At 54.7% G+C, this 19,993-nt stretch carries 22 protein-coding genes; 13 read left to right on the top strand and 9 right to left on the bottom strand.

The genetic code is table 11. The features are described 5' to 3' along the window. The first annotated feature begins 77 nt into the window (after window positions 1-77). The 3 genes from ACMYSO_RS02885 to bioD all read left to right on the top strand — a co-directional run bounded on the left by ACMYSO_RS02885 (window position 78) and on the right by bioD (window position 3,268). Window positions 78-986 (top strand): LysR family transcriptional regulator, encoded by a 909-nt coding sequence (locus tag ACMYSO_RS02885; protein WP_434669193.1) that lies wholly within the window; start codon window positions 78-80, stop codon window positions 984-986. A 118-nt stretch (window positions 987-1,104) separates the two neighbouring features. Beyond that, window positions 1,105-2,325 carry a sugar metabolism global transcriptional regulator Mlc gene (gene mlc / locus ACMYSO_RS02880; protein WP_434669191.1) on the top strand — a complete coding sequence of 407 codons (1,221 nt, stop codon included), beginning with the start codon at window positions 1,105-1,107 and terminating at the stop codon, window positions 2,323-2,325. 247 nt (window positions 2,326-2,572) lie between these two features. After that, the gene (bioD, locus tag ACMYSO_RS02875; RefSeq protein WP_434587295.1) at window positions 2,573-3,268 is read left to right on the top strand and encodes a dethiobiotin synthase; all 696 of its coding nucleotides are present in this window, start codon (window positions 2,573-2,575) and stop codon (window positions 3,266-3,268) included. Here the strand turns inward: bioD and clcB are convergent. The 3 genes from clcB to ACMYSO_RS02860 all read right to left on the bottom strand — a co-directional run bounded on the left by clcB (window position 3,221) and on the right by ACMYSO_RS02860 (window position 5,720). After that, window positions 3,221-4,516, bottom strand: coding sequence for a voltage-gated ClC-type chloride channel ClcB (gene clcB / locus ACMYSO_RS02870; RefSeq protein WP_434669189.1), 1,296 nt, complete (start codon window positions 4,514-4,516; stop codon window positions 3,221-3,223). The two genes, bioD and clcB, sit on opposite strands and share 48 nt — an antisense overlap. Window positions 4,517-4,685: 169 nt before the next feature. Continuing rightward, entirely contained in the window at window positions 4,686-5,294 is a 609-nt protein-coding gene (gene dmsD, locus ACMYSO_RS02865; RefSeq protein ID WP_434669187.1) for a Tat proofreading chaperone DmsD, read from the bottom strand. Window positions 5,295-5,456: 162 nt separating this feature from the next. Next, window positions 5,457-5,720 (bottom strand): DUF1161 domain-containing protein, encoded by a 264-nt coding sequence (locus ACMYSO_RS02860; protein WP_434587297.1) that lies wholly within the window; start codon window positions 5,718-5,720, stop codon window positions 5,457-5,459. A 137-nt stretch (window positions 5,721-5,857) separates the two neighbouring features. Between ACMYSO_RS02860 and ACMYSO_RS02855 the strand changes: the two genes are divergently transcribed. Next, window positions 5,858-6,535 (top strand): YnfC family lipoprotein, encoded by a 678-nt coding sequence (locus ACMYSO_RS02855; RefSeq protein ID WP_434670723.1) that lies wholly within the window; start codon window positions 5,858-5,860, stop codon window positions 6,533-6,535. Here the strand turns inward: ACMYSO_RS02855 and speG are convergent. After that, window positions 6,529-7,089 (bottom strand): spermidine N1-acetyltransferase, encoded by a 561-nt coding sequence (speG, locus tag ACMYSO_RS02850; protein ID WP_123754493.1) that lies wholly within the window; start codon window positions 7,087-7,089, stop codon window positions 6,529-6,531. The genes ACMYSO_RS02855 and speG overlap by 7 nt on opposite strands. Before the next feature lie 60 nt (window positions 7,090-7,149). Further along, window positions 7,150-7,491 (bottom strand): DUF1283 family protein, encoded by a 342-nt coding sequence (locus ACMYSO_RS02845; RefSeq protein WP_123754492.1) that lies wholly within the window; start codon window positions 7,489-7,491, stop codon window positions 7,150-7,152. Between the two features lie 142 nt (window positions 7,492-7,633). Between ACMYSO_RS02845 and ACMYSO_RS02840 the strand changes: the two genes are divergently transcribed. The 5 genes from ACMYSO_RS02840 to ACMYSO_RS02820 all read left to right on the top strand — a co-directional run bounded on the left by ACMYSO_RS02840 (window position 7,634) and on the right by ACMYSO_RS02820 (window position 13,261). Next, the gene (locus ACMYSO_RS02840) at window positions 7,634-7,960 is read left to right on the top strand and encodes a YnfA family protein (protein ID WP_434669184.1); all 327 of its coding nucleotides are present in this window, start codon (window positions 7,634-7,636) and stop codon (window positions 7,958-7,960) included. 410 nt (window positions 7,961-8,370) lie between these two features. Next, window positions 8,371-9,384, top strand: a complete 1,014-nt coding sequence (locus tag ACMYSO_RS02835) for a Zn-dependent oxidoreductase (RefSeq protein ID WP_434669182.1) — start codon at window positions 8,371-8,373, stop codon at window positions 9,382-9,384. A 49-nt stretch (window positions 9,385-9,433) separates the two neighbouring features. Then, window positions 9,434-10,810 carry an MFS transporter gene (locus tag ACMYSO_RS02830; RefSeq protein WP_434670722.1) on the top strand — a complete coding sequence of 459 codons (1,377 nt, stop codon included), beginning with the start codon at window positions 9,434-9,436 and terminating at the stop codon, window positions 10,808-10,810. A 214-nt stretch (window positions 10,811-11,024) separates the two neighbouring features. Beyond that, window positions 11,025-12,491, top strand: coding sequence for a mannitol dehydrogenase family protein (locus ACMYSO_RS02825; protein ID WP_434669181.1), 1,467 nt, complete (start codon window positions 11,025-11,027; stop codon window positions 12,489-12,491). Between the two features lie 341 nt (window positions 12,492-12,832). Beyond that, window positions 12,833-13,261, top strand: coding sequence for a universal stress protein (locus tag ACMYSO_RS02820; RefSeq protein ID WP_434669180.1), 429 nt, complete (start codon window positions 12,833-12,835; stop codon window positions 13,259-13,261). A 50-nt stretch (window positions 13,262-13,311) separates the two neighbouring features. Here ACMYSO_RS02820 and ACMYSO_RS02815 read toward each other — a convergent pair whose 3' ends face one another. After that, on the bottom strand, window positions 13,312-13,998 hold the full coding sequence (locus ACMYSO_RS02815) for a GntR family transcriptional regulator (RefSeq protein WP_434669178.1): 687 nt from the start codon (window positions 13,996-13,998) through the stop codon (window positions 13,312-13,314). Window positions 13,999-14,090: 92 nt separating this feature from the next. Beyond that, a complete protein-coding gene (gene ydfG / locus ACMYSO_RS02810) occupies window positions 14,091-14,840 on the bottom strand; it encodes a bifunctional NADP-dependent 3-hydroxy acid dehydrogenase/3-hydroxypropionate dehydrogenase YdfG (protein ID WP_434670721.1) in 750 nt (249 codons plus the stop codon). Window positions 14,841-15,304: 464 nt separating this feature from the next. On the opposite strand from ydfG, the gene ACMYSO_RS02805 reads away from it, so the two are divergent. Continuing rightward, complete coding sequence (locus ACMYSO_RS02805) at window positions 15,305-15,427, top strand: hypothetical protein (protein WP_255417649.1); 123 nt, start codon at window positions 15,305-15,307, stop codon at window positions 15,425-15,427. A gap of 91 nt (window positions 15,428-15,518) precedes the next feature. Continuing rightward, entirely contained in the window at window positions 15,519-17,564 is a 2,046-nt protein-coding gene (gene dcp / locus ACMYSO_RS02800; protein WP_434669176.1) for a peptidyl-dipeptidase Dcp, read from the top strand. Window positions 17,565-17,714: 150 nt separating this feature from the next. On the opposite strand, the gene ACMYSO_RS02795 is transcribed toward dcp, so the two are convergent. Together ACMYSO_RS02795 and ACMYSO_RS02790 are read right to left on the bottom strand one after the other, a co-directional pair. Then, the gene (locus tag ACMYSO_RS02795) at window positions 17,715-18,854 is read right to left on the bottom strand and encodes a phage integrase Arm DNA-binding domain-containing protein (RefSeq protein ID WP_434669174.1); all 1,140 of its coding nucleotides are present in this window, start codon (window positions 18,852-18,854) and stop codon (window positions 17,715-17,717) included. Next, a complete protein-coding gene (locus ACMYSO_RS02790) occupies window positions 18,835-19,092 on the bottom strand; it encodes an excisionase (RefSeq protein WP_434669172.1) in 258 nt (85 codons plus the stop codon). Before ACMYSO_RS02790 ends, ACMYSO_RS02795 begins: the two co-directional genes overlap by 20 nt. A 68-nt stretch (window positions 19,093-19,160) precedes the next feature. Here ACMYSO_RS02790 and ACMYSO_RS02785 point away from each other — a divergent pair, with 68 nt between their 5' ends. Next, entirely contained in the window at window positions 19,161-19,310 is a 150-nt protein-coding gene (locus ACMYSO_RS02785) for a hypothetical protein (RefSeq protein ID WP_434669170.1), read from the top strand. Continuing rightward, window positions 19,307-19,759 (top strand): class I SAM-dependent methyltransferase, encoded by a 453-nt coding sequence (locus ACMYSO_RS02780; protein WP_434669168.1) that lies wholly within the window; start codon window positions 19,307-19,309, stop codon window positions 19,757-19,759. The genes ACMYSO_RS02785 and ACMYSO_RS02780 overlap by 4 nt, the downstream gene beginning before the upstream one ends. The last annotated feature ends 234 nt before the right edge of the window (window positions 19,760-19,993 follow it).

The following is a 19,993-nucleotide window of genomic DNA, read 5'->3' as shown; positions in this document are numbered from 1 at the left end:
AGATCACACTTCTAAGGGTATGAAAAGGCGAATATTCTGTCTAATATATTAATAATCTCAAATAAGACATTTAAGATATGAATATCGAGCTACGCCATCTCCGCTACTTTATTGCCGTCGCTGAAGAGCTGCATTTTGGCCGGGCGGCGGCGCGGCTGAATATTTCGCAACCGCCGTTAAGTCAGCAGATTCAGATACTTGAACAGCAAATTGGCGCGCGCCTGTTCGCCCGCACCAACCGAAGCGTCAGCCTGACGGCGGCAGGGCGCCAGTTTCTGGTCGACAGTCGATACATTCTTACTCAGGTGGATGATGCCGCCGCGCGGGCAGGACGGCTGCATCATGGCGAAACCGGCGATCTGCACATCGGCTTTACCTCTTCCGCGCCGTTCATCAAGCCGGTCTCCGACACGCTGTCGACCTTTCGGCGTCGCTATCCGGACGTGCATATCCAGACCCGGGAAACCAACACCCGCGAGCAGATCGTGCCGCTGAATGAAGGAGCGCTCGATCTGGGGCTGATGCGCAACACCCAGCTTCCGGAAACGCTGGTCTGGGAGCGGGTGCTGCGCGAGCCGTTGCTGGCGATGGTGCCGAGCGATCATCCGCTGGCCCGTCAGGAGGCGGTGAGTCTGGCAGAGCTGGCGCGCGAGCCGTTTGTCTTTTTTGACCCGCACGTTGGCACCGGGTTGTATGACGACATTCTGGGGCTGATGCGGCGCTACGGATTAACGCCGACGATTGCCCAGGAAGTCGGGGAAGCGATGACCATTATCGGGCTGGTGGCGTCCGGGCTGGGCGTTTCTATTTTACCGGCGTCGTTTAAGCGAGTGCAGATTAATGAAATGCGCTGGTTGCCGATTAAAGAACAGGATGCGGTATCGGAAATGTGGCTGGTGTGGTCGAAGCACCATGAACAGAGTCAGGCGGCGAAACGCTTCCGGGAATACCTGCTTGCCGCCTCTGCGGTCATAAATTCAGACTAAATATTGTCAAAAATGTGCAGTAAATCACAAGGCTAAGTAAAAATTTGACGAGTGCCCTCGAAGTGCTTCACCATAGCAAAAAGTTTATTTCGAAGCGCGAAAATAAAGGGAGTCAACGGTGGTAGCGGACAGTCAGCCAGGCCATATCGATCAAATAAAGCAGACCAATGCCGGCGCCGTTTATCGCCTGATTGATCAGCTTGGCCCGGTGTCGCGTATCGATCTGTCACGCTTTGCGCAACTGGCCCCGGCCAGCATTACCAAAATTGTGCGTGAAATGCTGGAAGCGCACCTGGTGCAGGAGACGGAAATTCAGGATCCGGGCAGCCGCGGGCGTCCGGCAGTTGGCCTGATGGTTGAAACCGAAGCCTGGCACTATCTCTCCGTACGTATCAGCCGCGGTGAAATTCATCTGGCGCTGCGGGATCTGAGCAGCAAGCTGGTGGTGGAAGAGCAGCTCGAACTGGCGCTTGAACATCCGCAGCCTTTTTTGACGCGGGTCGTCGAGCACATCGACAAATTTTTTATTCGTCATCAAAAGAAGCTGGAACGCCTGACGGCCATCGCCGTCACCATGCCGGGGATTATTGATACCGAAAATGGCGTTATCCACCGGATGCCGTTTTATGATGATGTCCGGGATCTGCCGCTGGGCGAGGTTCTGGCAAGTCGCACCGGGGTTTCCGTTTATATTCAGCACGATATTAGCGCCTGGACCATGGCAGAATCGCTGTTTGGTGCATCACGCGGCGCGCGTGATGTCATTCAGGTGGTGATCGATCATAACGTGGGTGCCGGGGTGATCACCGACGGCCGCCTGCTGCATGCCGGCAGCAGCAGTCTGGTGGAGATTGGCCATACCCAGGTCGATCCGTACGGTAAGCTGTGCTACTGCGGCAACCACGGCTGCCTTGAGACTATCGCCAGCGTTGAGAGCGTACTGGAGCTGGCGCAGGTGCGGATGGCTAAATCCATGAGCTCAATGCTGCATCAGCAACCGCTGAGCGTAGAGTGGCTCTGTCAGGCGGCCTTGCAGGGTGATTTGCTGGCGCGGGATATTATCAGCGGCGTCGGTCAGCACGTTGGGCGCATTCTGGCGATCATGGTGAATCTGTTTAACCCGCAAAAAATTCTGATCGGCTCGCCTTTTAGCCAGGCGGCGGATATCCTGTTTCCGGCAATATCTGACTGCATCAGACAACAATCTCTCCCGGCCTACAGTCGGCATATCGCCGTCGAAAGTACCCAGTTCTCCAACCGGGGAACGATGGCCGGCGCTGCACTGGTCAAAGATGCGCTCTATAACGGATCTTTGTTGATTCGACTGTTACAGGGTTAACATTTTCCCGTCGTCGCACCAAAAATTGCGCTATCTCAAGCTGATATTCACCGGCTTCGCGTAGACTTTTCCCCACACTTTATTATTTTGTCTTTATACACCCAAAATAATTCGAGTTGCTTGTAGGCAGCAAAGCCGTAAATCCCCAGGAGCTTACTCAGGTAAGTGACTGGGGTGAACGGGGGCAGCCAACACCCAAGCAACTTGAAGTATGACGGGGATAACCAACATAACCGTGGGGTTAATGATGTTTAAGCGTTTCTTTATAACAGGTACTGACACCGCTGTCGGCAAGACGGTGGTTTCCCGTGCGCTGTTGCAGGCACTTGCTGCCAGCGGCAAAAGCGTCGCGGGATACAAACCTGTGGCGAAGGGCAGCAAAGAGACGCCGGACGGATTGCGTAACAAAGATGCGCTGATTTTACAAAGCGTGTCGACGCTGGCGTTACCGTACGATGCTGTCAATCCCATCGCGTTAAGCGAAGATGAAAGCAGCGTGGCCCACAGCAGCCCGATCAACTACGGTCTGTTGACCGACGGCCTGCAGCGCCTGAGCGGGCAGGTGGATCACGTGGTGGTCGAAGGCACCGGCGGCTGGCGTAGCCTAATGAACGACCTGCGTCCTCTCTCCGAATGGGTGGTGCAGGAGCAACTGCCGGTATTGATGGTGGTCGGGATTCAGGAAGGCTGCATCAACCACGCGCTGCTGACCGCACAGGCTATTGCCAACGACGGTCTGCCGCTGATTGGCTGGGTGGCTAACCGTATTAACCCGGGGCTGGCGCACTATGCGGAAATCATCGATGTGCTGAGCAAAAAGCTGCCGGGGCCGCTGATTGGTGAACTGCCGTATCTGCCGCGTGCCGAACAGCGCGAGTTAAGCCAGTATATTGATTTACCCATGCTCGGCAGCGTGATGACGGTAGATCGAATCCTCGCGTAAGGTCCTTGAGAGCACCGACGCCAGCACGCTGGCAATCAGCAAACCGGGCAGTAACGCATACTGTCCGGTCATTTCACAAATCATCAAGGTTGACATGATCGGCGCGTGCGTCGTAGCCGCCAGAAAGGCCGCCATTCCGGTCAAACCAATCAGAATTGCCATCCCCTGATCGTAATGCAGCCATAGCCCGATGAGGTTAGCAAACAGCATCCCCATCCCCAGACCGACGAACAGCGTCGGTGTGAAGACTCCGCCCGGAGCACCAGAACCGCTGCTGGCAAATACCGCAATCACTTTACACACAAAGACCAGCGCGATAGCGCTGAACAGCGGCGGCGACTGGAGATAATGTTGCACCGTACTGTAACCATTGCCCCAGACCGCCGGTGTTACCAGCGACAGCAGGCCGACGATCAGGCCGCCAAGCGCCAGCTGGAAGGGCGGCGAGAGACCCGCGCGCAAAAATCCCCGGTGACTGGCGCTCATCATGGCAATAAACAGTGGACCGCAGACCCCAGCCAGCAGCCCGGTAGCCAGCATCATCGCATAGTGAAGGGTGGTAAGCGGTTCATTGAACACCACCTGATACAGCGGCGCTGGACCGCCGTTCAGCAATTGGGTGACCAGCAGGGCGACAACCGCAGAAATGACCACCGGGCCGAGCGACGCCAGCATCAGGGTGCCGAATAAAATCTCGGCGATAAACAGGCTTCCGGCTAACGGGGCGTGATAGGCGCTGGCCATCCCGGCAGCAGCGCCGCAGGCGACCCACAGTTTCCATTCCGCCTTTGGCGTAAAGCGCCGGGCAAACAGCGAGGCGGCCAGCGCGGCCAGCAGTATCATCGCGCCTTCACGGCCAATAGCGCTACCGGTGGTAACCACCAGCAATGACGCCAGGGATTTGATCAGGCTGGCGGGCGTATCAAACTGACCATCGCCGGTCTCCAGCGCTTCCATATAGTCGGTGGGGGCATGAGGGCGCTGGCGGGTCTGGCGCTGCCAAAGCCACAGCAGGGTGCCGGCAGCCAGGCCGCCAGCCGCAGGGGTTAGCAGCCGACGCCATCCTGGCAGCGCCTCGGCGGCATTGACCAGGCTTCCGCTATGATCGTTGAGGAAAAGGCCTTCCAGCGCGCCCATCGCCAGATGGAACAGCGCGACGGCAAACGCCGCCAGAATGCCCACCAGGGTAGCAATCAGCAGACGACGGAACATGACCGGGACATCGGGGTAGTGATGGAGACGATGCATCAGTGGCTACGGGTAGCGGGAATCATTCGCTTATTGTGATAGGTAATAAGCTTAGATGCAAAAGCGATAAGTGCGCCTGACGATGTAACACCACGCCCGACATAAGGCAGGATTTATCGGGGTGCGCTATAAAGATGACCATACGGGGATTATCCGTATGGCCAACGGATTAGCGATATAGCGGTTTATCAGCGACAGCGATCGGCAGCTGGCTCTGCCATTCGGCCAGTGTCGCCTGGGCCAGTTGGCCGAGAGTCTGGTAAAAAGGATGTTCCGCCCCGGCGACAAACTGCGCCAGAAAGCGCCCGGACCAGGGAAGCAGATGCCAGGCAAGCAGTTGATGAAATGCCTCGTCCTGCCCGGACTCGCACAGCCAGGCCGCCAGTAACAGCAGCGTGCCAAAGTGATCTTCCGGCTCCTGACTCTGCGCTGCGTGAGCGATACCGTTAGCGCGCATCCACTCACGCAATACCAGCGTCGAATCTCCGAACAGTACGTTCTCTCTATCTAACCACACGGATCCCCACGGCGGTGCCGGCAGCGCCCACGGCCCGATGAACAGCCGCTGCCAGGCGTCGGCGAGCGGTTCATCGCTCTCGCGGGCAAACCCGGCTACCGGCACCTCTGTCAACGGGAAGGGCCACTGCGACAGCCAGCTGCCGTCGCGCAGGGCGTTCACCAGCGCGGCGGCCTGCTCGCTATCCGGCGGGAATGAAAAGAGTGCACCCAGCGTGCGGGCGCTTAATGCGACGGCGTCGCGGTATTGCGGTTGCATCATGTTTCCTGGTTCCTTACTGCGGCGCGGGCCTGTAACCCATGGCTAAACGCGACGAACGGTGTTTTCGACCATCCGGGGGAGCCATCATACGCAAGGCGGGGCAGCAGGATATTATCCCGTGTCAACTCCGGGAAAATATCCTCCACCTGAAATGCGCGGATGTTACTGGGCGTCGCTCTCGGCGCCAGACGAACGGGTGTAAGTAATTTTGAAGGTGTCGTTGGCGCAGTGACCAACCACCTGAGTACCGGGCTGGTCAGGCTGGTCATTCGGCACGATCGCTAAGCTAAAGCCTGACGCCGGCACGCCGTTGTTGACGATTTTTTGCTGGATATCGTTTTTCACGCGCTCGCAGGAATCGGGGGCAGCCAGCACGGAGGTTGAACCCAGCAGCAGAACCACACATAGCCAGGGTGAACGTTTCATCATAGACTCCTTATATTCAATCCATCTGGTTTTAAGCATAGCAGAACTGGTGTAAACAATTGTATTTGCTACTATGATTGTAATCTCCACAAAAGGAATCTGGCGTGAACAAACGGTTTTTGCTGATATCGGCGGTAATGGTCCTCAGCGCCTGTGATAAGCCGGCGTCGCCGCAAGCATTTACGCCGGAAATGGCGAGCTTTTCTAATGAGTTTGAGTTCGACCCCTTACGGGGACCGGTGAAGGATTTTAGCCAGACGCTTTTCGACGAGCACAACGAGGTGGTGAAGCGAGTGAGCGCCCATATGTCCAGCGAAGGCTGTTTTGACCTGCTGGATTTTGAAGACCGGGAGAATAAAACTGGTGCGACGCTGCTGCTGGACGCCAACTTTTATCTTGATGCCAAAACCCGCGAGAAGCGTCTGCGTTTGCAGGGAAAATGCCAGCTGGCTGAGCTGCCGTCTGCGGGTATTGTCTGGGACACGGACGATAACGGCTTTGTGATCTCGGCGCGGGGTAAAGAAACCACCGCGACCTACCACTATGACAGCGAAGGCTATCCAACCGGGAAAACCACGGTGGCGAAAGATGAGCGTTTTACGGTGCGCTCTACGCCGGTGTCTGACCCGCGCAAAAAACTGGATTACACGGCGACCAGCACCTTCAATGACCGGCAGTTGGGGAGCGTGCGTCAAACCTGCGATTACGATCGCCATGATAACCCGGTGGAGTGTGAACTTCAGGTGATCGACGATAGCGTGCAGCCGCCGTTGACCCGTCGATACACCATCAAAAACAGTATCGAATATTACTGAGCAGTCGGTTTCAGCAGCGTCTGACCCTGATTACGGTGTTCGCTAATATACTGATGCTGGAACAGACACATGCGGATGGTGTTGCGGTACTCGCCGTTGATGAAAAACTCATGAATCAGTTCGCCCTCGACCATAAACCCGAGTTTACGGTAGATGTGGATCGCTTTTTCATTTTCGCTGTCGACAATCAGATACAGTTTGTACAGATTGAGGACCGTAAAGCCGTAATCCATCGCCAGTTTCGCAGCCCGCGTCGCCAGCCCTTTGCCCTGATAATCGGGCGAAATGATTATCTGAAACTCGGCGCGGCGGTGGACGTGGTTAATTTCGACCAGCTCGACCAGCCCGGCTTTTTCCCCGTCGCATTCAATCACAAAGCGGCGTTCACTCTGATCGTGAATGTGTTTATCGTACAGATCTGACAGCTCCACGAAGGCTTCGTAAGGCTCTTCAAACCAGTAGCGCATCACGCTGGCATTGTTATCAAGCTGATGGACAAAGCGTAGGTCTTCGCGCTCCAGCGGCCGCAGTTTAATGGTATGAGCGTCAGGCATGATGGTTCCTGTAGATATTGGCGAACAGGGCGCCCGCAGGCGCCAGACATGAGTGATGGATTAAGGCGCGATAGTACGGCCGGTGCGGCGATCGAGGCAGCGTAGGGTGTTGGGTTCCCAGTACGCATTTACGTTCGCGCTTTTCTGGCAGTTATCCTGAGCATCAAAAGCGACGTCGGCCTTATCCCACTCCTTCTCGGTGCGGGTATTGACTTTCTGGCGCAGTGAACGGGTATCGTTCCACTGCTCTTTTTCCATGGTGGCCTGCTGACGGCTTTGCGCACTATCGCCGGACTCAATCACCAGCTTGTTGGTTTGCGCAAAAGACGACGCGGTAAACACCACGGCGCTGACGGCCAGCATCGCCGTCAGGCACCAGCGTTTTTTTTGTGTCATTTTCATCACGTTTTCCTTTGAGTGATAGCCCTGCGGCCATCTTCAAGTTTACTACATCTCCTGTCGACGGCATACCCGACAAAAGAGTGCGGACAGCGGGGATTATCGCGTAACATGGGCTGACCACCCAATCTCTTTACCTGTCTTTATGTTCAAAACAACACTGCTTTTCTTCGCGACGGCGATCTGTGAAATTATCGGGTGCTATTTACCCTGGCTATGGCTAAAGCGTGGCGCGACACCGCTGCTGCTGGTCCCCGCCGGCGTGGCGCTGGTGATGTTTGTCTGGCTGCTGACCCTTCATCCGGCCGCCAGCGGGCGAGTATACGCCGCCTATGGCGGGGTTTATGTCTGCACCGCGCTGTTGTGGCTGCGTTTTGTCGATGGCGTCAAGCTCAGCCATTATGACTGGGCCGGGGCGCTGGTGGCCCTGTGCGGCATGCTGATCATCGTCGCCGGCTGGGGACGAGCCTGACCGTCCGGCACCATCTCAACGGGTCGCTATCGCCTTGATTGGCGGCCTGTCTCTCACGCACTGCGTCGCCCACCTGTTAATCCCGTATTCCCGTTAGAAAATGACGGATCTGCTGCCGCGCGATCCCGTCAGGATAATGTGATCTGGCACAGTCTTTTTAAACGTCATACTTGTATGGTAGTAGGTCTGATGCTTTAATTTTAAGCGGATGTCCGTAGGGATATCAGGAAAACAGGGGTAACTCAGCCTGAATCGTCAGCGTAAGACGCATTCGGCTGTTGTGGGTGATGCCCTGAGCGGCATCAGGATTGGCAGACAAACAGACAACAAAAAGACCGCCTGACCGTTGCTCAGGGTGACGGGGCGGTGACTGGACGTTGGCACGTTGTGAATCTGGTGAAGGAGAAAAAATGAAGAGTATTGTCATTCGTCAACCCAATGAGCTGGTTATCGAAGAGAGGGCGCTAGCGGAACCTGCGGCAGGTGAAGTGCGGGTGAAAGTGAAGCTGGCAGGCATCTGTGGCTCTGATAGCCATATCTATCGCGGGCACAATCCTTTCGCGAAATACCCGCGGGTCATTGGGCACGAATTCTTCGGCGTCATCGATGCCGTGGGTAAGGGCGTGAAGGACCGTTCGGTTGGCCAGCGTGTCTGCGTTGACCCGGTTATCAGCTGCGGGCATTGCTATCCGTGTTCGGTGGGTAAGCCGAATGTCTGTACGTCACTGGTGGTGCTTGGCGTGCACCAGGATGGCGGATTTAGCGAGTATGCCGTTGTCCCGGCTAAAAATGCCTGGCAGGTACCTGACAGCGTGCCGGACCGCCACGGCGTGATGGTTGAGCCTTTCACCATTGCCGCCAACGTCACCGGACAGGTGTCGCCGACGTCAAAGGATACGGTGTTGATTTACGGCGCGGGGCCGATGGGGTTAACCACGATCCAGGTGCTGAAAAACGTCTACCACGTTCAGCAGGTGATTGTCGTGGACCAGATCGCTGAGCGTTTGCAGATGGCAAAACGCAACGGTGCGGATCGGGTGATTAACAATGCAGAACAGTCACTAACGGACTGTCTGCAGGCGGAAGGGATCAAGCCGACGCTGATTATTGATGCCGCCTGCCACCCGGCTATATTATCAGAAGCCGTGATGCTGGCCTCGCCGGCGGCGAGAATCGTCCTGATGGGCTTCTCCACCGAGCCGTCGTTGGTTGCCCAGCAAGGGATTACCGGTAAAGAGCTCTCTATATTCTCTTCGCGACTGAATGCCAATAAATTCCCTATCGTATTATCGTGGTTAGCACAGGGGTTAATTAATCCGGAAACGCTAATTACCCATACCTTTGAGTATCAGCACATTGTTGATGCTATCGAACTCTTTGAACACGACAGGAAAAACTGCTGTAAGGTCTTATTAACTTTTTGATGTTAATAATTAATACAAACTCTATATATTTCAATTAGAGAACATAATGATGACTACAGTGAAGAATGAGAGAACGACATCAGACCTCATCCGGGCTGCGGTGTCCGGATGGTTAGGGACTGCTCTGGAGTTTATGGACTTCCAACTTTATTCTCTGGGGGCGGCACTCGTCTTCCATGAGATATTTTTCCCTGAACAATCGGCGGCGATGGCGCTGATTTTAGCCATGGGAACCTACGGTGCGGGATATATTGCCCGCATCGTCGGGGCGTTTATTTTTGGGCGGATGGGCGACAAAATCGGACGAAAAAGAGTCCTGTTTATCACCATTACCATGATGGGGATCTGTACCACCCTGATTGGCATTCTGCCGACTTATGCCCAGGTGGGGATTCTCGCGCCGGTACTGCTGGTGACGCTGCGTATTATTCAGGGACTGGGCGCCGGGGCGGAAATTTCCGGGGCCGGCACCATGCTGGCGGAATACGCGCCGAAGGGTAAGCGCGGCATTATCTCCTCGCTGGTGGCGATGGGGACCAACTGCGGGACGCTGAGCGCAACCGCTATCTGGGCGGTGATGTTCTTCTTCCTCGACCGTGAAGAGCTGGTGGCATGGGGCTGGCGTGTTCCGTTCCTCGCAAGCGTGGTGGTGATGGTCTTCGCCATCTGGCTGCGGCTGAATCTTAAAGAGAGCCCGGTATTTGAGCAGGTCAGTGAAGCCGGAACTTTGCAGAATAGCGCGGTGGAGGAGGAAAATACCTTTGGCGCGATGTTAAAAAGCAAATCCTTCTGGCTGGCCACCGGGCTGCGTTTTGGTCAGGCTGGGAACTCCGGACTTTTGCAGACATTTCTTGCCGGTTACCTGGTGCAAAGCCTGCTGTTTGATAAAGCGATTCCCACCGACGCATTAATGATCAGTTCCGGCATCGGGTTTATTACCATCCCGTTGCTGGGATGGCTGTCCGATAAAGTCGGCCGTCGCCTGCCTTATATTATTGTCAATATATCGGCCATTCTTTTAGCCTACCCGATGGTCTCAATTATTGTTGATAAGAGTTACAGCGTCGGCGCGATCATGGCCTCATTAATTGTTATCCATAATATCGCGGTACTTGGCCTGTTTGCGCTCGAGAATATCACCATGGCGGAAATATTCGGCTCGCGTAACCGTTTTACCAGAATGGCCATTTCCAAAGAAACCGGTGGTCTGGTAGCCGTGGGCTTTGGCCCGGTGCTTGCCGGTATTTTCTGTAATATCACCGGCGCGTGGTGGCCAATTGTCGCGATGCTGATTTGCTACTCGATTATCGGCTTAATTTCCGCAGTGCTGATGCCGGAAGTGCGCGACCGTGACCTGAGCCTGCTGCACGATGCCGCAGACGAAGCCCCGCAGAATAAAGAAGTAAGAGCCGGTCAGTTAACCTGATACCGCACCTGACCGACGTTGATGTGGCCGGGTGAAACCACCCGGCTTTTTCATGGCGTCAGTCGCATGACCACCGAGAGTAAGCGCGATAAATCTTCTTGTATGGTAGTTGATGGAAATCAAAGATGTCATACCAATTGCATGAGATGGTTTACCTCACAGAGGCATTCTCCTCGAGAATGGTTGATTAGTAATCATAAAAATGAGAGTCACCATGGAAAACACGCTTTTAACAGCCAAGGCAACGCTTCCTTCTTACGACCGCAGCAAACTGGTGTCGCGCATCGTCCATCTGGGATTTGGCGCATTTCACCGTGCTCACCAGGCGGTCTACGCCGATATCCTGGCTGCGGATCATGGCAGTGACTGGGGCTACACCGAAGTGAACCTGATCGGCGGCGAGCAGCAGATTGCCGATCTGCAACATCAGGATCTGATGTACACCGTCGCCGAAATGTCAGCCGATGCCTGGACCGCACGGGTGGTTGGCGTAGTTAAAGAAGCGATGCACGCCGAGGTCGACGGTCTCGAAAGCGTGCTGGCGAAGCTGTGCGAGCCCCAGGTAGCGATCGTTTCACTCACTATTACCGAAAAGGGCTATTGCCACTCGCCGGCCACCGGTGAACTGCAGTTGGACCATCCGCTGATTGCCGCTGATATTCGTAGCCCGCATCAGCCAAAATCAGCACCGGGCGTGGTGGTTGAAGCGCTGGCGCGACGTAAAGCGGCAGGCTTGCCGGCCTTCAGCGTGATGTCCTGCGACAACATGCCGGAAAACGGCCACGTGATGCGTAATGTGGTCTGTGCGCTGGCGGGGGCTATCGACGGTGAACTGGCGGCATGGATTGCAGAAAATGTGACTTTCCCGTCCACGATGGTTGACCGTATTGTACCGGCCGTCACCGCCGATACCCTGGATAAAATTGAACAGCTGACCGGCGTGCGCGATCCTGCCGGCGTGGCGTGCGAGCCGTTCCGTCAGTGGGTCATTGAGGACAATTTCGTTGCCGGTCGTCCGCAATGGGAAAAGGCGGGGGCTGAGCTGGTCGCCGACGTGGTGCCTTTCGAAGAGATGAAGCTGCGCATGCTCAATGGTAGCCACTCCTTCCTGGCGTATCTCGGATACCTGGCTGGATATCAGCACATTAATGACTGCATGCAGGATGAGTACTATCGTCGTGCGGCCCGGGCTTTAATGCTCAATGAGCAGGCGCCGACATTAAAAGTGCAGGGCGTTGACCTGCAGCGCTACGCCGGGCTGCTGATCGACCGCTATAGTAATCCGGCACTGAAGCACCGTACCTGGCAGATTGCCATGGACGGCAGCCAGAAACTGCCGCAGCGTATGCTGGATTCAGTTCGCTGGCATCTGGCGCAGGGCAGCGACTTTACCCTTCTGGCGATGGGCGTGGCGGGCTGGATGCGCTACGTCGGTGGTGTTGATGAGCAGGGGCAGGCGATTGAAATTTGCGATCCGCTGCTACCGGTGATTCAGCAGGTTGTACAGAACAGCGTTGAGGGGCCGGAGCGGGTAAAAGCCCTGCTGGGAATTGACGCCATCTTTGGCCGCGATTTGCCGCAGGATGGGCGTTTTGTCGATGCGGTCACTCATGCGTGGCTATCGTTAAAAGCGAAGGGCGCGAAAGCGACCGTCGCTGCCTGGGCTAAAGCACAGGCATAATCTCGTCTACCATGCCGCCAGCCCTGGCGGCATGTTTTTATGGTGCGACTGCTCTGACGCACAATAATGCTGACCATCATCTTATTGTCTTAGTCCTGATATTTTCCGACAAATAGCTTCACACCGCGGTACAAAATATTTTATTGCACCATCTGCTAAAATAATGATCGGGCGCATAGACTATACATATCTTTAACTATTCCAAGCTAACTATAAATAATTGATGTTTATTTTAACGATTCTGCCGGTCGTCGAGTGGCTTATTTGTGCTGCGTTTAAAATAAGTGTGTCATGATGGCTGCAGTAAAAGATAAATATCCTCTGGATAAGGAGTGCCGACTATGTATAAAAGAATTTTATTACCTGTCGATGTATTTGAAATGGATTTGAGTGATAAAGCGGTTCGTCATGCAGAGTTTTTAGCACAGAGCGAAGGCGAAATTACCTTACTGAACGTGTTACCCAACAGCAGTCGTTCCATTCTGCGTGGCTTTTCTGCCGATATTAAAAAGTTCGAAGCCTTTATGGAGGAGGAGTCGCAGAAGAAAATGAAGAGCCTGACTCGTCTGTTCTCCATTCCCACTTCGCGGATCCACTCCCGGGTGGTGTTTGGCAACGTGCGTGATGAAATCGTGGCGATCGGCAATGTCGATGAGTTCGATGTGATTGTAGTGGGCTCACGCACGCCGGGGCTGTCTACCCATTTGCTTGGGTCTAACGCCGAGTCCATTTTGCGCTATGCCAGAATTCCGGTGCTGGTAGTACGTTAGGTAAAAATCAGCGGCAGCGGTGATATTGTCCCTGCTGCCGCCAGAACCGATTATTCTTCGCTAAACCAGTCGCTATTTTCCTGGCGAATTAACAGCACCGATTCACTAATTTCGTGCAGGTGAATGTTCATTGCCTTGCCCACCGCTTCAACATCACGCTTTTCCAGCGCCTGGAATATTTCATGGTGCTGGCGCAGGAGCATATCCGGAGGGGTGACGTGATCGAGGCTCATATAACGCACGCGGTCAATCGTCGCTTTGATATTCTCCACCGTATCCCAGGCGAGCTGGCAGTCGGCAATCGTCGACAGCTTCTGATGAAATTCATCATCCAGTTGGAAGAAATCATTTAATTGCTGACGTTCAACGGCGATACGCTGCTGGGTAAGATTTTGCTCAAGCTGGTAGATTTGCTCGGCGGTGATCATCCCGGCGGCACGGCGTACTACCGCACATTCGATAGCCTGGCGGACGAAGCAGCCGTTGCGAACCTGCGACAGTGAGATCTTATTGACGTAGCTACCGCGCTGCGGGCGAATCTGGATCAGGCCGTTTTCGGCCAGTTTGATAAACGCCTCGCGCACCGGCTGGCGTGAAACATTAAAGCGCACAGACACTTCTTTCTCAGACAGCGGGGTTCCCGGAGGGATCAAACAATGGACGATATCACTGCGAAGGATGCGGTAAATTTGCTGGTTTACAGGCTGTGTCGGATTGAGTTGCGATTCTGCGGCCATTGATGGTTACTTTTAGTGGATTATAAGCGTTATTTTACGCGTATTTTATCGGTTAGCCCATACCCGGCCGTCAAGCGGCCGGGTGGCGAGATTTAACCTGCGCGATGAACGCTAAGACCGGCAAAACTCTGGCTTACCGGCATCATTTCCAGGGTGTTGATGTTGACATGCGCCGGCAGGTTCGCAACCCACCATACTGCTTCGGTAACATCTTCCGGCGTCAGCGCCTGGGTGTTCTCATAAGTTTTACCGGCTTTGTTGTCATCACCTTTAAAGCGCACGTTAGAAAACTCGGTGCCGCCAACCAGGCCTGGTTCAACATCGGTCACGCGGATCGCCGTGCCGTGCAGGTCGGTACGCAGGTTGAGGCTGAACTGACGGACGAAGGCTTTGGTCGCCCCGTAAACGTTACCACCGGCGTAAGGCCAGCTACCGGCAGTGGAACCGATATTGATGATATGACCGCGGTTGCGCTCGACCATTCCCGGCAAAACGGCACGGGTCATATAGACCAGTCCTTTGTTGTTGGTATCGATCATATCTTCCCAGTCTTCGATGCTGGCTTTGTGCGCCGGCTCGAGACCAAGTGCCAGACCGGCGTTATTGACCAGTACATCGATGGCCTGCCACTCTGCCGGCAGTCCGGCAATCATCTCTTCGATGGCGGCGCGGTTGCGGACGTCCAACTGCACCGGATAAAGGTTGTCGCCGAGCTCATCTTTTAATGTTTTCAGTCGCTCTTCACGACGCCCGGTGGCGATCACTTTGTGGCCGTTGGCGATAAAACGGCGAGTCATACTTTCACCAAAACCTGCGGTTGCACCGGTAACCAGAATAATCATCATCGCTCCTGTCAATTTCTCATTAAGCCCTGAACCACACGCACAGCGGAAGAGGGCTGGCAATATCATCTTACTTAATGTTTTTCATTACATTTATCCCCGGAATGATCTAACCGTATAAGGTCGTTACCCGGAAAAAAATTAAGTAATGATGATAGATCCTGTGCCTAAGCACTGTAGCGACAAAAGAAAACCGCGTCTACCTTCAGCGCGCGAGCAATACGTTTCCAAAACAGGGTATTGCGATAGCGCCAAAAGGTGGATAAAGCCTAGGTCAGAGGGCTATTTTCGGGCGATTTTGTCGAAAAATAAACTGCGCGGCATTCATGGCATCAATTGATCATCGCGGCATTTTGCCGGTTGTTATTCTGCGCGCCGCGCCCGTTGGGCTGCCATTTTTGGTGGGGATTCCCTATTGCACCTGCCCGCTGTAGCGGAGCTTTTGATGACAGGAGATTAAACAGATGAATGAATGGGACGAAGAAGAGAGCATTGCGACTCATGCGACCATAACCCGTACCGGGCTCGATATTCTTGGCGTCACCGGCGCGGTAATGATCGCTTTTGTGCTCTATTTTGTGCTCTGAATCTGCACTGACCGCCTGAACGTCGGGAAATCATTGCGGTTAATCAACACGTTGCCTAATCTAACTGGATAACCGAGTCCAGGAGATGATAATGGCCGAAAACAACCCTTTCTTGAGCATGAGCCTGCTGCCTTATCAGGCGCCGCGTTTTGATCTGATTGACGATACGCACTACCGTCCGGCCTTTGATGAAGGGGTTCGGCGTCAGCGCGACGAAATCTCCGCCATTGTGAATAATCCCGCACCGGCAGATTTTGCCAACACGCTGGTGGCGCTTGAGCAAAGCGGGCAGTTGCTGACGCGCGTCACCCGGGTCTTTTTTGCCATGGCCGGAGCGCATACCAACCCGACGCTGCAGGCGCTTGATGAGCAGTTTTCCGCTGAACTAGCCGGGCTGGGCAACGATATCTGGCTGAACGATGCGCTGTTCCAACGTGTACAGCAGGTTTGGCTGCAACGCGATACCCTGAGCCTCGATGACGAATCCCGGCGGCTGCTTGAGGTGACGTGGCAACGCTTTACCCTGGCGGGCGCGACGCTGGCACCCGAGCAAAAAACCGCGCTGCGCGCCCTGAATACCCAGGCCGCGGCGCTGCAAAGCCAGTTCCAGCAGCGGCTGTTGGCGGCGGTGAAATCCGGCGGCCTGGTGCTGGATGACCGCCATCAGTTAGCGGGACTTAGCGACGATGAGATCGCCGAAGCTGCCGAGACTGCGCGCGATAAAGGATTAAATGACCGCTGGCTGCTGCCGTTAGTGAATACTACCCAGCAACCGGCGTTGTTGGCGTTACGTTTGCGCCAGACCCGTGAAAAGCTGTTTGCCGCCGGCTGGCAGCGCAACCAGAAGGGCGATGCCAACGATACCCGCGAGCTGGTACTGCGTCTGGCGGAGATCCGCGCGCGCAAAGCCGAACTACTGGGCGTGGCGGATTATGCCAGTTGGGCGATGGCCGATCAGATGGCGGGGACGCCGGAGGCCGCATTGGCCTTTATGCGCCGGATTGCCCCGGCCGCGCGGGCGAGAGCGGAACAGGAGCTGGCAGATATTCAGCAGGTCATTGACCATCAGGGAGGCGGTTTTACCGCCGAGGCATGGGACTGGCATTACTACGCCGAGCAGGTGCGCCGCGCCCGCTTTGCCATTGATGAGTCACAGCTAAAACCCTATTTTGCGCTCGACCGCATCCTGCAGGACGGTGTGTTCTGGACCGCCTCGCAGCTGTTTGGCCTGCGCTTCGTCGAACGTTTTGATATCCCGGTGTATCACCCGGATGTGCGGGTCTGGGAAATCTTTGATGCCAACGGCGAAGGAATTGCGCTGTTCTACGGCGACTATTTTTCGCGGGATTCGAAAAGCGGCGGGGCGTGGATGGACGTTTTCGTCGAACAATCGACGCTGCTGGCTCAGCACCCGGTGATCTACAACGTCTGCAACTATCAGAAGCCCAAGGCCGGCCACAGCGCGCTGCTGTCATGGGATGATGTCATCACCTTGTTCCATGAGTTCGGCCATGCCCTGCACGGGCTGTTTGCCAGCCAGCGCTACGCCAGCTTGTCGGGCACCAATACGCCGCGCGATTTTGTCGAGTTTCCGTCGCAGATCTTTGAGCACTGGGCCAGCGAGCCGCAGGTGTTCGCCCGCTATGCCCGGCATTACCAGACCGGCGAGGCGATGCCGGATGCGCTGCGGGAAAGCATGCTGCGAGCCGCGAAGTTTAACAAAGGCTATGACATGAGCGAGCTGCTGGCAGCGGCGCTGCTGGATATGCACTGGCATAGCCTCGCGTCGACGGATCTGCCGCAGGATGTCGATGCCTTCGAAACGCAGGCATTAGGCGAGGAGCGTATGGATCTTGCGGCGGTACCACCGCGCTATCGCAGCAGCTATTTCTCGCATATCTTCGGCGGCGGCTATGCGGCAGGCTATTACGCTTATCTGTGGACCCAGATGCTGGCCGACGACGGCTATCAGTGGTTTGTGGAGCAGGGTGGGTTAACCCGCGAAAACGGTCAGCGCTTCCGCGAGGCGATTTTGTCCCGCGGCAACAGCACTGATTTAGCTGAACTTTATCGCCTGTGGCGCGGGCACGACCCTAAGATTGAACCGATGCTGGAGAACCGTGGGTTGAGCGAGTAAGGCAACTTTGTGTCGGAAACAGGACCGGGCCAGGTGCCCGGTTTTTTGTCCGATTTTTTCTTCCCCAAAACCTCTCCAAAATTCTTCCCCAAAATTAATCCTTAAATTCTGAAAAATTTGCAGGGGGATAGAGCGCAATTTCTCACGTAGCTACCCCTTCACTTTCACCCAATCGAAACCTCGGTCATTGTGATACTGCGCCGTCATTTTTTCCGATGAGTGGCCTAACAGTTGTTGGGTATTGATACCCTGAGCCTCATGCAGACGTTCTGACAGCGAGCGCTGCTCATGGAAGGTCGGCATTGTTTTCCCTCTTTCGACGGAAATGTCAGTGCTATCCACTGCGAGTTTGAAGGAAACACTAAGACTGTTCTCGCCAACAGGATCGCTTGCCTTTACACTCCCGCTGGATGTTACGTGGTGAAGAAGCCAGGGGCTAACAACCCGATCCCTACAGCGCTTAATCACCTGGGCCAGTGTGATGTCCAACGTCACACAGCGCAAAGAAAGCGGGATAGCAAGTTTCACACCTGTCTTTTGCTGCTCAACGTGCAAGTATCCGTCCCAAACATCAGAGAATTTCATTTTGGCGATATCACCACGCCGTTGCCCGGTGACCAATGCCAACAGCATGGAGTTTTGAACATAAGGGGCCATATTGTCGGCCGCTTCAAAAATTGCTTTCCACATTTCAAAATTCAGTCGAGAGCGGTTAACTCGAGCAACGACTTTTCTGGTTGCCAGCGCCGGGTTGTATCCTGGTTCCACTTCTCCTGCATGTTGTGCCTCACGGAACAAATCGATCCATACGCTACGGAGTGTTTGCGCCATCCGCGCTTTACCTCTGGCTTTATATTCGTCAGTAATGATCGCCAACATTTTTGTGGTGACCTCCTGCATACCGATGTCAGGCATTCTTTCAGCCAGAACGTTGGTGCAGGTCCTTCGGGATTTAAGTGTGTTATTTTTTATCTCCCCATTGCTGAGCCGTTCCTCCTGTATTTTCAAATACCGTTCGATCCACACGCGCATACGTATGGATTTCTTTGCGTTAGCCTTCTTATTGGTGACCATATCGATCAGGGCAAATGACTGGGCAGATTCCTGCTGCGCCAGTAGGCGATTCAGTTCAGTGGCGGCCTGTCTGGCCGCCTCCTGAACGGTACCAAAACCGATAAATTGACCGGTTAAAGGGTGTCGGTATTGCCAGTAGGTTTTGCTGTTGCGTTTGTCCAGTTTGCAGTAGAGATTTGGGACATCAACCCTGTGATTACGTGGTCTGGCTGCCATTAATTACTCGCTCCATAAGCGTCTTCACCGCTTTCGGCAGGCGTGGTGGTAGTATCGGCGATGTGACCAAACTGATGAATTTAGCCTCTTCATCGATAACCCACCGCCGGCCTTGTTTCAGCGCCCTGGGAATTGTTTGTCCGGTTTTTGCAATTCTGTGCAGCGACGCTCTGGATGGTGGATGCTTAAAGCCATTCGGTCCGGAAGCCCATTCCTCTAAGCTGACGAGTTGCCCCATGTAAACCTCCAGATGGAATGCTGGATTACCGGTACTACGATTGGTACGTCGATGTTCTGAAAGCTGCTATGGAAATCCCCGCCACCGATCGCATCGTAGCCGGGATTAAGGCTAATGGGGTGGATATGCTTTTAGAAAAGTATCGCTCTCGCTGGATTTCGCCGCATGTTGAAGATGCTGAGCGGTTTGCCAAGCAGTTGCGCGAGGTTTCCAAATGACCGAGCAAACCATTCTCGACATGTGCTGCGGCTCCCGCATGTTCTGGTTCGACAAACAGGACTCGCGCTCAGTTTTCACCGACATTCGCGCCGAGCAGCACACTCTGTGCGACGGGCTCAGCCTGGTTATCAGCCCGGACATTTTCGCCGATTTCCGCCAACTGCCGTTCGCTGATGACTCATTCCCGGTTGTGGTTTTCGACCCGCCGCATCTTGAGCGCGTTGGCGAAAATGCCTGGATGGGTAAGAAATATGGGCGCCTGAACAAAGACACCTGGCGCGATGACCTGCGAGCCGGGTTCAAAGAGGCGTTCCGTGTGCTGCGGCCACACGGCGTTCTCATCTTCAAATGGAACGAAACCCAGATACCGGTTAGCCAGATTCTGGCACTTACCGACGAGAAGCCGGCTATCTGGCAACGCACCGGCAAGGGAGACAAAACTCACTAGATTCTGTTTGTGAAAGGGAGTGCTAGCAATGACTAAATCACTAGAAGCGATAAGGTCTGTGGGTTTGTGACATCCCCGCAGATCGGCTAAACCTAATATGTTTGCCAGCATCATGAGACGCGCACAAGCATTGAACTGACGTCGCTTGGTAACAATTAAATGTCACTAGAAGAAGCCTAAAATGACTGACTTTCGGTTATTTATACATGCAAGTACGCGCGCTATTTGTCCACG

This window comes from Klebsiella sp. B345, assembly GCF_051131735.1.
Taxonomy (GTDB): Bacteria; Pseudomonadota; Gammaproteobacteria; order Enterobacterales; family Enterobacteriaceae; genus Klebsiella.
Note: the sequence above shows the minus strand (reverse complement) of the source record. Positions and strands in the feature narration are given on the sequence as shown.

Bases quoted from the DNA above. Each gene is read 5' to 3' on its own strand.
- ACMYSO_RS02780 (WP_434669168.1), top strand. From the start codon at position 19,307: ATGACCGAGCAAACCATTCTCGACATGTGCTGCGGCTCCCGCATGTTC.
- ACMYSO_RS02855 (WP_434670723.1), top strand. From the start codon at position 5,858: ATGGTCCTCAGCGCCTGTGATAAGCCGGCGTCGCCGCAAGCATTTACG.
- clcB (WP_434669189.1), bottom strand. From the start codon at position 4,516: ATGCATCGTCTCCATCACTACCCCGATGTCCCGGTCATGTTCCGTCGT.
- ACMYSO_RS02885 (WP_434669193.1), top strand. From the start codon at position 78: ATGAATATCGAGCTACGCCATCTCCGCTACTTTATTGCCGTCGCTGAA.
- ACMYSO_RS02860 (WP_434587297.1), bottom strand. From the start codon at position 5,720: ATGAAACGTTCACCCTGGCTATGTGTGGTTCTGCTGCTGGGTTCAACC.
- speG (WP_123754493.1), bottom strand. From the start codon at position 7,089: ATGCCTGACGCTCATACCATTAAACTGCGGCCGCTGGAGCGCGAAGAC.
- ACMYSO_RS02830 (WP_434670722.1), top strand. From the start codon at position 9,434: ATGACTACAGTGAAGAATGAGAGAACGACATCAGACCTCATCCGGGCT.
- ydfG (WP_434670721.1), bottom strand. From the start codon at position 14,840: ATGATTATTCTGGTTACCGGTGCAACCGCAGGTTTTGGTGAAAGTATG.
- ACMYSO_RS02815 (WP_434669178.1), bottom strand. From the start codon at position 13,998: ATGGCCGCAGAATCGCAACTCAATCCGACACAGCCTGTAAACCAGCAA.
- ACMYSO_RS02840 (WP_434669184.1), top strand. From the start codon at position 7,634: ATGTTCAAAACAACACTGCTTTTCTTCGCGACGGCGATCTGTGAAATT.
- ACMYSO_RS02845 (WP_123754492.1), bottom strand. From the start codon at position 7,491: ATGAAAATGACACAAAAAAAACGCTGGTGCCTGACGGCGATGCTGGCC.
- bioD (WP_434587295.1), top strand. From the start codon at position 2,573: ATGTTTAAGCGTTTCTTTATAACAGGTACTGACACCGCTGTCGGCAAG.
- dmsD (WP_434669187.1), bottom strand. From the start codon at position 5,294: ATGATGCAACCGCAATACCGCGACGCCGTCGCATTAAGCGCCCGCACG.
- ACMYSO_RS02795 (WP_434669174.1), bottom strand. From the start codon at position 18,854: ATGGCAGCCAGACCACGTAATCACAGGGTTGATGTCCCAAATCTCTAC.
- dcp (WP_434669176.1), top strand. From the start codon at position 15,519: ATGGCCGAAAACAACCCTTTCTTGAGCATGAGCCTGCTGCCTTATCAG.
- ACMYSO_RS02825 (WP_434669181.1), top strand. From the start codon at position 11,025: ATGGAAAACACGCTTTTAACAGCCAAGGCAACGCTTCCTTCTTACGAC.
- ACMYSO_RS02835 (WP_434669182.1), top strand. From the start codon at position 8,371: ATGAAGAGTATTGTCATTCGTCAACCCAATGAGCTGGTTATCGAAGAG.
- ACMYSO_RS02785 (WP_434669170.1), top strand. From the start codon at position 19,161: ATGGAAATCCCCGCCACCGATCGCATCGTAGCCGGGATTAAGGCTAAT.
- ACMYSO_RS02805 (WP_255417649.1), top strand. From the start codon at position 15,305: ATGAATGAATGGGACGAAGAAGAGAGCATTGCGACTCATGCGACCATA.
- ACMYSO_RS02820 (WP_434669180.1), top strand. From the start codon at position 12,833: ATGTATAAAAGAATTTTATTACCTGTCGATGTATTTGAAATGGATTTG.
- ACMYSO_RS02790 (WP_434669172.1), bottom strand. From the start codon at position 19,092: ATGGGGCAACTCGTCAGCTTAGAGGAATGGGCTTCCGGACCGAATGGC.